General features: G+C 61.1%; 13 protein-coding genes. 3 read left to right on the forward strand and 10 right to left on the reverse strand.

What is annotated here, in order from left to right; all coding sequences use genetic code 11:
* Nucleotides 1-5 precede the first annotated feature (5 nt).
* A complete protein-coding gene (locus tag PZ897_RS03050) occupies nt 6-518 on the forward strand; it encodes an outer membrane protein assembly factor BamE (protein ID WP_275750133.1) in 513 nt (170 codons plus the stop codon).
* A 461-nt stretch (nt 519-979) separates the two neighbouring features.
* Here the strand turns inward: PZ897_RS03050 and PZ897_RS03055 are convergent, their stop codons facing one another.
* The 4 genes from PZ897_RS03055 to ribH all read right to left on the reverse strand — a co-directional run bounded on the left by PZ897_RS03055 (nt 980) and on the right by ribH (nt 5,606).
* Nucleotides 980-3,133, reverse strand: a complete 2,154-nt coding sequence (locus PZ897_RS03055; RefSeq protein ID WP_275749866.1) for a sodium-translocating pyrophosphatase — start codon at nt 3,131-3,133, stop codon at nt 980-982.
* A 261-nt stretch (nt 3,134-3,394) separates the two neighbouring features.
* A complete protein-coding gene (locus PZ897_RS03060; protein WP_275749868.1) occupies nt 3,395-4,633 on the reverse strand; it encodes an MFS transporter in 1,239 nt (412 codons plus the stop codon).
* A gap of 5 nt (nt 4,634-4,638) precedes the next feature.
* On the reverse strand, nt 4,639-5,148 hold the full coding sequence (gene nusB / locus PZ897_RS03065) for a transcription antitermination factor NusB (protein WP_275749870.1): 510 nt from the start codon (nt 5,146-5,148) through the stop codon (nt 4,639-4,641).
* 2 nt (nt 5,149-5,150) lie between these two features.
* A complete protein-coding gene (ribH, locus tag PZ897_RS03070; RefSeq protein ID WP_275749872.1) occupies nt 5,151-5,606 on the reverse strand; it encodes a 6,7-dimethyl-8-ribityllumazine synthase in 456 nt (151 codons plus the stop codon).
* Between the two features lie 266 nt (nt 5,607-5,872).
* On the opposite strand from ribH, the gene PZ897_RS03075 reads away from it, so the two are divergent.
* Both PZ897_RS03075 and PZ897_RS03080 read left to right on the forward strand, forming a co-directional pair.
* On the forward strand, nt 5,873-6,640 hold the full coding sequence (locus PZ897_RS03075; protein ID WP_275749874.1) for a DUF2161 family putative PD-(D/E)XK-type phosphodiesterase: 768 nt from the start codon (nt 5,873-5,875) through the stop codon (nt 6,638-6,640).
* A 66-nt stretch (nt 6,641-6,706) separates the two neighbouring features.
* Nucleotides 6,707-8,092: an O-antigen ligase gene (locus PZ897_RS03080; protein WP_275749876.1), complete on the forward strand. Its 1,386-nt coding sequence runs from the start codon at nt 6,707-6,709 to the stop codon at nt 8,090-8,092.
* Between the two features lie 28 nt (nt 8,093-8,120).
* On the opposite strand, the gene PZ897_RS03085 is transcribed toward PZ897_RS03080, so the two are convergent.
* The 6 genes from PZ897_RS03085 to PZ897_RS03110 form a co-directional block, all read right to left on the reverse strand.
* Nucleotides 8,121-8,741 (reverse strand): riboflavin synthase, encoded by a 621-nt coding sequence (locus PZ897_RS03085; protein WP_275749878.1) that lies wholly within the window; start codon nt 8,739-8,741, stop codon nt 8,121-8,123.
* A 4-nt stretch (nt 8,742-8,745) separates the two neighbouring features.
* On the reverse strand, nt 8,746-9,849 hold the full coding sequence (gene ribD, locus PZ897_RS03090; RefSeq protein WP_275749879.1) for a bifunctional diaminohydroxyphosphoribosylaminopyrimidine deaminase/5-amino-6-(5-phosphoribosylamino)uracil reductase RibD: 1,104 nt from the start codon (nt 9,847-9,849) through the stop codon (nt 8,746-8,748).
* Nucleotides 9,850-9,853: 4 nt separating this feature from the next.
* Complete coding sequence (nrdR, locus tag PZ897_RS03095) at nt 9,854-10,336, reverse strand: transcriptional regulator NrdR (protein WP_275749882.1); 483 nt, start codon at nt 10,334-10,336, stop codon at nt 9,854-9,856.
* Nucleotides 10,337-10,342: 6 nt separating this feature from the next.
* A complete protein-coding gene (gene glyA / locus PZ897_RS03100) occupies nt 10,343-11,641 on the reverse strand; it encodes a serine hydroxymethyltransferase (RefSeq protein ID WP_275749884.1) in 1,299 nt (432 codons plus the stop codon).
* Nucleotides 11,642-11,900: 259 nt separating this feature from the next.
* Nucleotides 11,901-13,172, reverse strand: coding sequence for a L,D-transpeptidase family protein (locus tag PZ897_RS03105; protein ID WP_275749885.1), 1,272 nt, complete (start codon nt 13,170-13,172; stop codon nt 11,901-11,903).
* Nucleotides 13,173-13,724: 552 nt separating this feature from the next.
* The gene (locus PZ897_RS03110) at nt 13,725-14,249 is read right to left on the reverse strand and encodes a MarR family winged helix-turn-helix transcriptional regulator (RefSeq protein ID WP_275749887.1); all 525 of its coding nucleotides are present in this window, start codon (nt 14,247-14,249) and stop codon (nt 13,725-13,727) included.
* Between the last annotated feature and the right edge of the window lie 10 nt (nt 14,250-14,259).

Below are 14,259 nucleotides of genomic sequence, written 5' to 3' on the forward strand. Positions count from 1 at the left end.
AGGAGATGTCGTTGACGATGAGAGTTTTCAAGGCAACCGGACGGAATCTTCGTCTCGGTGCCGCAGTTGCGGTTGTCTCTGCGATCGTGTTGACCGGCTGCACCACCAGCGAAGTGTTCAATCAGGGCTATGTTGTCGATCAGACCGCGCTCGACCTGACGCCTGTGGGATCAAGCCGCGAGCAGGTGCTGCTTTCACTGGGCACGCCGTCGACAACTGCGACATTCGACAACGAAGTTTTCTATTACGTTTCCCAAAAGCGCGTGCGCGGGGCGATGTTCATGAAACCGAAGCTGGTCGATCAGTCGGTGTTGGCGGTGTATTTTTCCGAGGACGGGACTGTCTCGCAGATCGCCAACTACACGCTCAAGGACGGCAGGGTGTTCGACATGATCTCCCGCACGACGCCGACCGGTGGTGTCGACAAATCCTTCCTGGCTCAGGTTCTCTCGGGCGCAGGCAGCGAGGAAAGCACGCGAAATGCGGTCTCCCGCGCGATCATGGGCGGCGGCAGCTGACCCGCACCATCTGATCCTTGCCGGGTCTTACGTGACATCGAAGCACGCGGGGGAGAGCCCGCTTGCTGGCCTGCCCGGCGTTTGGTTTGTATGGATCTGATCCCGGCAGATGCCGGGCCGCTTTTGCGGCTCCACGGTGTCAGCTAGCCGCAGAGGCGCCCTGTCAATCCGAAGCGATTGGCGCCCGTGTGTCAGGCGTCCCCCAAGACACGAATTGTCAGGCCCGGATGCGCCCGCCGGCGTTCCACGTCCCTCCCCGCCGCCAGTGGTTTTCCATCACCTGAAACACCGCATCAAAAAACCCTGCGAAAACTGCTTTTCGCGGGGTTTGCATTCTCAGGCGAGCAACCTGCGTGCCTGCATACAGCGCCGCGCATCCAAACGGATGCGCGGCGCTGTATCTGTTTGCATCCCTGCATGTACGTTATCGTCCAAATGAACCCATTTGAACGCGACGTGCATCAGTGCGCGAGCACCGCAAGCAGCAGAAGCGCCACGATGTTGGTGATCTTGATGGCCGGGTTGATCGCCGGGCCGGCTGTATCCTTGTAGGGATCGCCGACAGTGTCACCGGTCACGGATGCCTTGTGGGCGTCCGAGCCCTTCTCGTGCTTGACGCCGTCCTTGTCGACGAACCCGTCTTCAAAGGACTTCTTGGCGTTGTCCCAGGCACCACCGCCGGAGGTCATCGAAATCGCCACGAACAGGCCATTGACGATCACGCCCAGAAGCGAGGCGCCAAGAGCGGCAAAGGCCGACGCCTTGGAACCGGAAATCAGAAGCACGCCGAAATAGACAAACAGCGGCGCCAGAACCGGCAGCAGGGAAGGCACGATCATTTCGCGGATCGCAGCCTTGGTCAGAATGTCGACGGCACGGCCGTAATCCGGCTTCTCGGTGCCTGCCATGATGCCCGGCTTGTTGCGGAACTGCATGCGCACTTCTTCGACAATCGACCCCGCTGCGCGACCGACCGCCGTCATGGCAATGCCGCCGAACAGGTAGGGGATCAATCCGCCGAAGATCAGGCCTGCGACCACGTAGGGATTGGACAGATCGAACGAGATCTCGCCCATATCCTTGAAGTAGAGATACTCCGTCGAGCCTTCGGCATCTGCCTTGGCGGCAAAGAACTTCAGGTCGTTGGAGTACGCCGCAAACAGCACCAGCGCTCCAAGGCCGGCCGAACCGATGGCATAGCCCTTGGTGACCGCCTTGGTGGTGTTGCCGACCGCATCCAGTGCATCGGTTGCCTGACGGACTTCCGGTGGAAGCCCCGCCATTTCAGCGATCCCGCCGGCGTTGTCTGTGACAGGACCGAACGCGTCGAGTGCGACGATCATGCCGGCAATTCCGAGCATGGCGGTCACCGCGATGCCGGTCCCGAACAGACCAGCGAGCTGGTAAGTCGAGATGATGCCGCCAACGATCACGATCGCAGGCAGTGCGGTGGATTCCAGCGAAATCGCCAGGCCCTGGATCACGTTGGTGCCATGGCCGGTGACCGAGGCTTGCGCAATCGAGTTGACCGGACGCTTGTTGGTTCCGGTATAGTATTCGGTGATCACCACGATCAGCGCAGTCACGATCAGGCCGATCACACCACAGGCGAACAGGCCTGCACCGGTGATCGACATGCCATCAATCACGGCGACTTCCCCCCAGCCAATGGTCAGCTGGGTGGCGCCGGCAAGTCCGACAATCGACAGCAGCCCGGTGACGACCAGACCTTTGTAGAGCGCGCCCATGATCGAGCCGTTCTGGCCCAGCTTGACGAAGAAGGTACCGAGAATCGAGGTGATGACCGACACGCCGCAAATGGCCAGCGGATAGAGCATCGCCGATTCGAGCACAGCCGAGCCGCCGAAGAAGATAGCTGCGAGAACCATGGTGGCGACCACAGTCACCGCGTAGGTTTCGAACAGGTCGGCCGCCATACCGGCGCAGTCGCCGACATTGTCGCCAACGTTATCGGCAATGGTAGCCGGGTTGCGCGGGTCATCTTCGGGGATACCGGCTTCGACCTTGCCTACCAGGTCGCCGCCAACATCCGCACCCTTGGTGAAGATGCCGCCGCCGAGACGCGCAAAGATCGAAATCAGCGATGCGCCAAAGCCGAGCGCGACCAGCGCGTCGATCACCTGACGGCTGTCAGAGGCGAGCGCCATCGGTCCGGTGAGGAGCCAGTAGTAAACCGCAACGCCGAGCAGCGCCAGACCGGCCACCAGCATTCCGGTGATGGCGCCCGCCTTGAAGGCGATGTCGAGGCCGCTGGCAAGATTGACTGCGGACGCCTGTGCCGTGCGCACATTGGCCCGCACAGACACGTGCATGCCGATATAACCCGCGGCTCCCGAAAGAACCGATCCAATCAGAAATCCGATCGCTGCGGTCGCGCCAAGCAGCAGATATGTTACCACCACAACGACGACACCGACGATGGCGATGGTCGTGTATTGACGGTTCAGGTAAGCCTGAGCACCTTCACGAATGTACCCTGCGATCTCCTGCATGCGTGCATTGCCCTGATCGGCAGCCATCACCGATTTGGTCGCCCAGACGGCGTAAACAATGGACAGCAATCCGCAGGCGATCACAGCAAATAGAATTGTCATGCTGATATCCCTCCAATTTGGCCGGAATCAGATGATCTCCCCCCCGGCCATAAGATGCGCGACGAAGCAATCCGGACCACCCGCCCGGACCTTGCCGCATCGCGGCGGATGATTGCGACAAGGGTGGGTCGACGTCAAGGGCGCAGATAGTGTTATTGCCCGCGCCGGGAAATTAAGCTTTGGGAAACGGTATGTGACCAGCCGGGTTTCACCTCCCGGCCAAGCCCATCCGGTCCTCAGTCTGGTGCAGGCCCCGCTCGATCACAGGGAGCGGCGGCGCTCCCAGAGATTCTGCATACCCAGCGCCAGCAAGCAGAACAGTGCGACAGGCCAGAACAGGCTGTTGAGTGCATCCCATCCCCAGGCATTGAGAACCTTGCCCGACATCAGCGAGGAAAAGGCCACGATGCCGAACAGGGTCACATCATGGAAACCCTGCACCTTGTTCTTCTCTGACGAACGATAGGTCATGGTCACCATGGTGGTGGCGCCGATGAAGCCAAAATTCCAGCCAACCCCAAGCAGCACCAAAGCCAGCCAGAAATTCCACAACTCGATGCCCAAATGGGCGACAATGGCGCACACAAGCAGGATGACGAGGCCTGCGGCGGTGATGGTGTCGCGGCCAAACCGGGCAATCAGCTTGCCGGTGAAGAAACTGGGCGCGAACATCGCCATCACATGCCACTGGATGCCCAGCGTGGCGAGTTCGGGGGAAAAGCCGCAGCCCACCATTGCCAGCGGCGCGCCCGTCATCATGAAGGTCATCAAAGCGTAGGAGCCGACACCGCAAATCATCGCCGTGACAAAGCGCGACTGGCTGATGATCTCCCACAGGGGACGCGCCGGGGTTTCGTCGTGCCCGGCCTCCCCGGGACGGGTGTCATTGGGGATGCGCAGGAACCAAAGAATCGCCATGGTGATCAGCGCAAGCGGCACCAGGGCTACGAAGGAGCCGGCAAACATCACCGGATCGAACAGCTCGCGGGTGAAGATGACCGTCTGCGGGCCGATGATGGCGGCAAACACGCCTCCGGCGAGCACCCAGGAAATCGCTTGCGCCTTGAAGTTGGTCGGCGAGCCATCGGCCGCTGCAAAGCGGTATTGCTGAACGAACGAGCCGCCAAGACCGATAAAGGCCATTCCAAAGGCAAACAGCCAGAACTCATGCCGAAACAAGGCGATCGCTGCAATGATTCCGCCAAGCGCGGTCATCAGCATCCCCGACAGAAAGCCATGGCGGCGTCCGATCTGGCGCATCAGCCAGGCGGCCGGCAATGCGCCGACCGCGACACCGAGATTGAATCCGGTCACCGGTGCGGTGGCCAGGGACTTGTCTGCACCAAGCAGATAAAATCCGGCAAGGCCACCCATGGAAATGGCGATCGGTGCGGCAGCGCCGCCAAAGGCCTGGGCGCCCGACAGCAGCAGCGCATTGCGGCGCGCCAGGTTCTCGGCATCCGTCGTTCCCGCCAATCCGACCCGGTCAAGAAACGCCATTGATCTCAGTCCTTGCCGGGCTTGGGCTCGCCGCGGTATTTGCGCGCCAGACGGTCAAGCACGGCATTGACGATCTTTGTCTCATCGCCGTCGAAGAACGCCCGCGCCACATCAACATATTCATTGACGATAACTGCAACGGGGACGTCCTTTTTCGCACTGAGTTCCCACGCCCCTGATCTGAGGATGGCGCGCAAGGTCGCGTCAAGCCGCGACAGCGGCCAGTCTTCGTTCAGCCCGGCGCGAATGACCGGATCAAGCTCGCGCTGGTTCTCGACAACACCCGAGACGACGGCACGAAACCAGGCCGCGTCGGCGGGGCGGTACTGCTCGCCATCAATTTCGTTGCCCAGCCGGTGCGCCTCATACTCGGCCACCACCTCGAGAACACCGGCGCCGCCAATATCCATCTGGTAGAGCGCCTGAACGGCGGCCAGCCTTGCGGCGCCACGCTGATTGGCGGCCTTGATCTCAAGCTTCGGAGCGGAGGATGGGGGAGATTGTTCTGTGCTCACGTTCAAGCCGCCAGACTGTCTTTCAGCGCGATCATCGTCAACGCTGCCCGGGCCGCAAACCCGCCCTTGTCAAGCCGGTCCTTCTTGACCCGCTCCCAGGCCTGCTCGGCATTTTCGGTGGTCATGATACCATTGCCCAGCGCCAGCGATTCAGACACTGACAGGGTCATCAGGCCGCGGGCCGATTCATTGGCGACAATATCGAAATGGTGGGTCTCGCCGCGAATGACCACGCCGAGTGCGACGAAACCATCATACTCGGCGCCGCCCTCATCCATGGCATCCAGCGCAAAGGCAATGGCGGGCGGAATTTCAAGCGCGCCGGGCACGGTGACGACGTCGTAGGTCGCACCGCCTGCATCCAGCGCGGATTTGGCTCCGTCCAGCAAGGCGTCGGACATATCGTCATAAAAACGCGCTTCGACGATCAGCAAATGCGGGATCTTTGGCTTTGCCATGACGGTTTTCCTTTTTGCGGGCGTTTTGCCACGCGTCGCAGGGTTCCAAAACAGAACTGCACAAAATGGGTCGGATCAGAGCGCGGTCAAACCACTTTGTCCGCGGCTTGGCAAGAGAAAAGGGCCCGGCGGCGCATCGCAGCGGCCTTTTGTCCATGTTGGTGCCGATCTTCAGTGTCCTTTTTCCATGCAGCGGGCAAGCCACGCAGCGGCCGGGTCAGGTCTTGCCTTTGCGCCAATGTCGCGACTCCGCTAAGCAAACACCCATGTGCGCGACCAGACCCCGGGAAACAGATCTCTATCTACCTGTCAAAGCTCTGCTTGAAGGCCAGGGCTACGTGGTCAAGGGCGAGATCGGCGCGGCCGACATTGTGGCTGTCCGCGATGGCGAAGAGCCGGTGGTGGTGGAACTGAAAACCGGCTTCTCGCTGTCGCTGTTTCATCAGGGCATCGAACGCCAATCCATCACCGATGCGGTCTACATCGCCGTGCCACGGGGAACGGGACGGCATTTCCACAAGGCGATTGCGGCCAACACATCGCTGTGCAGGCGACTCGGTCTCGGCTTGATGACAGTGCGGCTGAAAGACGGGCTGGTCGAGGTGCACGCCGACCCCCTGCCCTACAAGCCGCGCAAGTCGATCAAGAAAAGGGGCCGTCTTCTGCGGGAGTTTGCCAGGCGCACCGGCGACCCCAATTCCGGTGGCGCCACAAGGCAGGGGCTGATGACAGCCTATCGTCAGGACGCGCTGCGCTGCGCCCGGGTTCTCTCTGAACTCGGGCCGACCAAGGCAGCCCTGGTGGCCAAGACGAGCGGCGTCGACCGGGCCAGAACGCTGATGGCAGACAATCACTATGGCTGGTTCGAACGGGTCGCGACCGGCATCTATGGGCTTTGCCCCAAAGGCGCCGAAGCGCTGCAGCACCTCGGTGATCCCGACGCTGGTCCCGACATGCCTGCTCCGGCCAAGATCGGCGACAACGGGACCGAGAGCTGTTCGGCAAGTGGCAACGTCAGCAGCGCCAAAGCGTGAAGTTTACGCTCGGTTAACTATAAGTGCGGATGGTTGAAGCCTCAGACTTCTCGTGCAGGCAAGCGAATGCGTCATCCATCACACCACGTGTCAGGCCAGCTCTGGCGCCGGACGTGGTCACCTTTGCAGGAACCGCTGCAATTTGCCCGACCAGGTGTCCTGTCGCCGGGTCTCTTGCGGCTGTCTGCAATTGTCCTGTCGGCGTTCGGAATGGCGCTGATGCTGATTTCACTGCGCCCGTTTGCCGGTGCAAGCCTGGTCAGCGAAACGGGCGATGATGGCGGGAATCTGATCAATCAGGTCGGTTTTCTGGCTGCCGGGCTGGTGTTCGCCGTGGCGATGATGTGCCTGGCCCGCCGCCGGGTGCTGGCCAGCCTGTTATCGCCGGGTTTCCTGCTCCTGGGCGCAGTTCTGGCTTATGCCGTGGCCACGGCGCCGGACCCCGATTCCACGCTGCGTGCCGTCGTCCTCACGCTCATCGGCATGTTTGTCGCCTTTGCGACCCTGGTGCTGCCTCGCAGCGAGAAGGATTTTCAAATCGCGCTGATGATCGCGGCGGCGGCCGCACTTGCCCTCTCCTATGGCGGCCTGGTGCTGCTGCCGGATCTGGCGAAACATGGCTACGATGCCTATGAGCCGCAGCATAGCGGGCTGTGGCGCGGACATTTCAGTCACAAGAACATTGCCGGGCCGGTCATGTGCGTGATTGCCATTTTCGGCCTCTATCTGATGCGCACAGGCCACCGGTTCGGCGGCTTGATCATTTTTGCCGCCGGCGCGCTTTTCGTCTTCGAGACCGGATCCAAAACCACCAGCGGGTTCTTTCCGCTGTCGATCCTGATTGTGTTCATGGCCGGCCTGTTCGGGCGCAGCGGCGCGGCTATCCTGGCTTATGTCCTTGCGATGGCTCTGGTGGCCGGGGTCACCATCGGCTCACTCTACAGCCCGGACATCTCCCTGTTGATTGGCGATTTTCTGGGCGATGAGACCTATACCGGCCGGACCGCCTTGTGGGAATTCAGCCTGTCGAAGATCCCGGACAAACCCTGGCTTGGCTACGGGCTTTACAATTTCTGGGGCACCACCAATGTGACCGGGCTGGACAAGCCGTTTGAAGCCGCATGGGACTATCGGTTCATCGTCCATGGCCACAACAATTTCCTCGATTTGCTGCTCAATCTCGGCTTCGTCGGCGGATCGGTGGTGTTCTGGATGTTGTATGTCGGGCCAGTGTTCGATTACGCGCGCGCCCGACGAATCTCGGGCAACAGCAAGCTTGCCGACATGTTCTTCATGATCATTGTCTTTGTCGGCCTGCTCTCGTTTCTTGAGACATTTTTTCTGGCCCGCAACGATCCGCTGTGGCTGATGCACGCCTTCGGTCTTATCGGGCTTCACGTGCTGGCGCGGTTCAGCGTGTCAGGCATCCCGGCATCGACCTATCGGCGTTAGGCGACGGAACAGATGGGTCAGCCTCAGGTCAGCCTCCAGAAGACGTCGCGGTCTCGGCCAGGCGGGCAGCGTAGCGCGCCATCTGGTCCACTTCAAGGTTGACCCTGTCGCCAACAGCCCGAGCGGCCCAGGTGGTGACCTCGAGCGAGTGCCGGATCAGCAGGACATCGAAATCTGCACCGTTGACGGCATTGACGGTCAGCGAGGTTCCGTCCAGCGCCACGGAGCCCTTCGGCGCGATGAACCGCGACAGCGGCTCAGGCGCGCGCAATGTAAACCGGCGGGCTTCGCCCTCATCCCTGATCGAGATGATCCGGGCCAGACCGTCGACATGACCGGAGACCATATGTCCGCCAAGTTCGTCGCCGATCTTCAGGGACCGCTCGAGATTGATCGGCGTGCTCACGTTCCACGTGCCAATGGTGGTCAACCGTAACGCTTCCTCCCAGGCCTCGACTTCGAACCAGCGGCAATGGTCGTCCGGCCCGGCAAGCGCGGTCACGGTCAAACACACACCGGAGCAGGCTATCGACGCGCCGATGTCAATCGTCGCCGGATCCCAGGCGGTCTCGATGCGCAAGCCTATACCTTGGTCTCGCTGGCGCAGCGTGGCCACCCGGCCGATATCGGTGATGATGCCGGTAAACATGGTCTCAGACCCTTTCGTATTCGTCGCATTGGTCCGCACCATATTTCACGGATACCACGTGCCGGAAAGACGGCGGCACGGAATCGCAGGTCACAGGCGCGTCCACCGCTTCTCCCGCAATGGCGCCCTCGCCGGTCAGCAGAACAATCCGGTCAACCAGATCCTCGGCGAGGAATGATCGGGCAATCCCGGCCCCGCCTTCGACAAGAACGGTCGACAGACCGCGTGCGGCCAGGTCTTCCAGCAATTCGGGCAGCGCAAGACGGCCATCGAGCGCATCAGATGCGACGAACTCGGCACCACAGTCCGCCAGCGCCGCGCGACGCGGATCCTCCTGCGAGGCAGCCGTGGCAATCCACAACGGCACAGTGCGGGCTGTGGCTGCAAGCCTGGAGCCAACAGACAGTCTGAGATTGGTGTCAAGCACCAGCCGGACCGGCGAGCGGTCTTCCAGCCCTGGAAGGCGGCAGGTGAGTTCCGGATCGTCATTGATCGCGGTGCCGACACCGATCAGGATGACATCGGACAGCGCGCGCAAGGCGTGGACCTGCCGCCGGGTGATCTCCCCGGTGATGGCCACCTGTCCGGCGTCGCGCTTTCCGATCTTGCCATTGGACGATACTGCGAGCTTGAGAGTCACATGCACACGGTTGTTGATGCGGCGGGTGAGGTAGCCGGCAAGATCACGTTCCGCCTCGCGGGCCAGAACGCCTGTCTCCACTTCGATCCCGGCAGTGCGCAGGATGGCGTAGCCGCGACCTGAAACACGCTCATCCGGGTCGGTCGCAGCGGCGACGACACGGGCGATGCCGGCGGTGACCAACGCTTCGGCGCAAGGCGGCGTGCGTCCGTGATGGGCACAGGGTTCAAGGGTGACATAGGCTGTCGCGCCACGCGCCAGCGCGCCCGCCTCAGCCAGCGCCTGTGCCTCGGCGTGGGGCCGACCACCGATGGCGGTGATGCCGCGACCGACGATGACAGGCACCCCGTCGATCCGGTTGACGATCAGGGTCGCCACGGACGGGTTGGACCCGGTGCGACCTTGATGCCAGCGCGCCAGACGGATTGCCGCCGCGATGAACCTGCGGTCAAGCGCGCTGACGGCCATCGTCTCAGAGATCTCCGACCGAACTGTCGCCCGCAATCCGTGCGGTCAGTTCGGCAATGGTGCGTTCGAAATCCTCTGGACCGGAGAAATCCCGGTAGACAGAGGCATAGCGGACGAACCCGACATCATCGAGCGCCTTGAGCGCCTCAAGCACCAGCAGGCCGATCCCGTCGGTGGCAATCTCGGTCTCTCCCGAACTTTCAAGCCGACGGACGATGCCCGAGACCGCGCGGTCGATCCGCTCCGGATCGACCGGACGCTTGCGCAACGCGATCTGGAACGATTTTGCCAGCTTGTCGCGATCGAACGGAACCCGCCTGCCGGTTTTCTTGAGCACCTGCAGATCACGCAACTGAACCCGTTCGAAGGTGGTGAAGCGGCCACCGCAATCGGGACATACGCGCCGCCGGCGAATGGCGGCGCCGTCTTCAGCCGGCCGCGAATCCTTCACCTGGCTGTCTTCAGAGCTGCAATAGGGACACCGCATGCCGGGCTACCCGAGATGCGGATAGAGAGGGAAACGGTCTGTCAGAGCCATGACCTTGGCTTTCACCGCGGCCTCGACCTCGGCGTTGCCGTCGTCCGAACCGGCAGCCTTGAGGCCGTCGAGCACCTCGAGAATCAAGGCGCCGATTTCGCGGAATTCGGCCTGACCGAAACCACGGGTGGTTCCCGCCGGAGTGCCGAGGCGAACGCCGGAGGTGATCGTGGGTTTTTCCGGATCGTTGGGGACGCCGTTCTTGTTGCAGGTGATGAAGGCGCGTCCGAGCGCATCTTCCGACGCCTTGCCGGTCAGGTTCTTGGGTCTGAGATCAACCAGCATCAGATGGGTATCGGTGCCGCCGGACACGATCTCAAGACCACCTGCGACGAGGGTTTCCGCAAGCGCTTCGGCGTTGCGCACAACATTTGCGCTGTAAGTCTTGAATTCCGGCGTCAGCGCCTCGCCGAAGGCGACGGCCTTGGCGGCGATCACGTGCATCAGCGGACCACCTTGCAGACCGGGGAACACCGCCGAATTGATCTTCTTGGCGATGTCCTCGTCATTGGTCAGAACCAGGCCGCCACGTGGGCCGCGCAAGGTCTTGTGGGTCGTCGAGGTTGCGACATGGGCATGCGGGAACGGGCTCGGGTGCGCGCCGCCGGCCACAAGACCGGCGAAATGGGCCATGTCGACCCAGAGAATGGCATCGACGGCATCGGCAATGGCGCGGAACCGGGCAAAGTCGATGCGGCGTGAATAGGCGGATCCGCCGGCAATAATGATGCGCGGCTTGTGCTCGCGGGCGAGTGCTTCCACCTGATCGTAATCGATCGTACCGGTGGCCAGATCGAGACCGTAGTGAACCGCATTGAACCATTTGCCGGAGAGATTGGGCCGGGCGCCGTGCGTGAGATGGCCGCCAGCGTCGAGACTCATCCCAAGAAGCGTGTCGCCGGGCTTTGCCAAGGCAAGAAGCACCGCCTGATTGGCCTGCGAACCGGAATTGGGCTGCACATTGGCAAACCCGCAGTCGAACAGTTGCTTGACCCGGTCAATCGCCAGGTTCTCGGCGACATCGACGAAGTGACAGCCGCCATAATAGCGTCGGCCCGGATAGCCTTCGGCATATTTGTTGGTCATGACCGAGCCTTGCGCTTCAAGCACGGCGCGGGAGACGATGTTTTCCGAAGCGATCAACTCGATTTCGTGACGCTGGCGACCCAGTTCGCTATGAATCGAACCATAGAGGTCCGGGTCGGATTCAACCAAAGGCCGATTGAAGAGGGCGGCAGAAGTCGCGTTGGACATATTCCAGGTTCCTTGTCTGGCTAGGGTCTGGCAGAGCGCCGGCATGGACTTGGCAGCGCTCCGGAAAGCTGTTCGAATCCGGTCCGCAATTCATGTCAGCCCGGTGGTGGCTGTTTAACCCTGTCGCACGACAAGGGCAACATCCGCCAGCCTGATTGCGTCATTGCGGCGCGCCCATGAAAAAGCCGCTCCTTCAGCCGCCCGGAATGGGCAGTTGAAGGAGCGGCTCTCAAATCAGGGCGTGCTCGAGCAGGCGGGCTCAGCGCAACGCCAGTTCCTCGACACCATCACGCTGATAGACGTCGTCGCGGAACTGGACAACGCCGTCCTCCGACGCCCAGGCGGAGAAATAGGTGAAATAGACCGGCACCGGGGTGGACAGTTCAATGACCTTGTTTTCGCGCGACGCAATCGTCGCTTCAATTGCCTGACGATTCCAGCCCGGGGTGTCCCTGAGCAGCCAGGTGTTGAGGTCGCGGACATTCTGAACCCGCACACAGCCTGAGGATTCAAACCGCATCAGCTTGTTGAACACACCCTGCTGCGGCGTGTCATGCATGTAGACCGCGTGGGGATTGTGAAAATTGATCTTGGTCGAGGACATGGCGTTGCCCTTGCCCGGGTCCTGACGGAACATCAGAGCAGGCGCCTTCTCGGCATTCCAGTCAATCGTTTCCGGAGCCACTTCCTCGCCCTTGTTGTCGAACAGGCGGATGTTGTTGCGCGTCAGATAGGTCGGATCCTTGCGCATCAGCGGCACGATATCCTTCTCGATGATCGAACGCGGCGAGGTCCAGTAGGGATTGAGGATGATTTCGTGAATCTTCGAATTGAGAATCGGTGTCTGGCGATCGATCTTGCCGACGATCGCGGTATGGCGCAGCACCACGCTGCCATTCTCCACAGCCTCAATCTGGGCCGCGGGGATGTTGACCATGACATACCGGTCACCAAGGAAACCCGACATCGACCGCAACCGGACCAGATTGGTCTCGAGCTGGCCAAGACGCACATCCGCCGACACATTGAGGGCCTGATAGGAATAGCTGCCCAGCACACCATCCGGCGGAAGGCCGTGACGAGCCTGGAATTTCTTCACGGCACCGTCGACATAGGAATCAAACGCATTGGACAGCCCGGCGCTCTGATCGAGGTCGCCAGACGCCATCAACCGCTGGCGCAGGATACGAACCTCAGGCTCGGAAACCCCCATCTTCAGCTTCTTGGTTGCCGGCACGAACGGCCAGCCGCCGCGCGCAACGAGGTTCTGGTAGTCGAAAATCGCGCGTTCGACAAAAGCGATCGTATCGGTGCTGACAATGGGATGCCGGGTGGCGGTTTCGGCGACAGAGCGCGAACTCTTGGCATCAAACTGGTCATCCCAGGCTCCACGCCGCGGCGAGTTGATGATGTCCTGGATCATGGTCTGGGCTAATGCCGGACCGCTGGTCACCGCTGCGGCGGCCATGGCAACAGCGCCGCTCATCAGCCGGCGGCGCGAAAGTTTGTCTAATCCGGTTGCCTTGGTCATGCGAAATCCACCATGCATCTAGTCTGGCGTTAAAAACGGTAGGCTTGAGTACCATTGTTAACGTTAAAAAATGGGAACCAAAAGCGATCCCCCAAGCCCCATGCGACACATTTGCGTGACCGCAAGACATTGAGCGGATCTCATGGACCCATCCTCAGCCGTCAGCTTTGTTGCTGTTTATACCGTGTTCACGGCAATATGGCCAATTCATGGTTGGCTGGAATTCAGTGACAGGGGAATACCGCTGGCGCTTAAGCGCGTCGCATCAAACCGGTTCCGGTGACGCGCTGTAGGCTCTTTGTTGAGGCATGTCGTTGTCGCAAAACCGCTGCACACTTTTGCGCGACATGCACTAGCAGTCGGCAGAATCGGGCGATTGGCGGCTCACCACATCGGCGCAAGCATTGCCACACAGGCCTCGACGCAATGGAAACCGGTGTCCGCTCGAATCACGGATGCACAAGTGAGACCGAAATCCTCGCGGATGTGGCGGACAGCAAAACGGCGGGTCTGACGCCCGCCGTTTCAAAGCCTGGATCAGGATCGCCTCGATCAAAGACGATACTGGATCTGATCGTTCCAGAACCGGTCCAGACGCTGCATCAGCTTGTTGAGTTCCTCGAACTCGCTGGTGCCGATGCCGCCGACCTTGGCAATCGAGTTGATGTGCCGGTCGTAAAGCGCTGTCACGGTTTCGGCAATTTCGATGCCGTGCTCGGTCAGGCTGATGCGAACCGCCCGTCGATCGACGCGTGAGCGCTGGTGATTGATGTAGCCCAGGTCCACCAGTTTCTTCAGATTGTAGGAAACATTGGAGCCAAGATAATAGCCGCGGCTTCTCAATTCGCCCGCCGTCAACTCCGAATTGCCGATGTTGAACAGAAGCAGCGCCTGGATGGCATTGATATCGGTGCGGTTGGCGCGGTCGAATTCATCCTTGACCACATCCAGCAGGCGGCGGTGAAGCCGTTCGACCAGTTGCAATGATTCCAGATAGAGATCGCGAAGGACTTCGGACTCGGCGTTGACGGACGCTGGCTTTTGCCCCGGGGCAACTGCGGTATTGTTATATGACATGATGACTGCC

Source organism: Hoeflea sp. YIM 152468 (assembly GCF_029210485.1).
GTDB lineage: Bacteria > Pseudomonadota > Alphaproteobacteria > Rhizobiales > Rhizobiaceae > Hoeflea.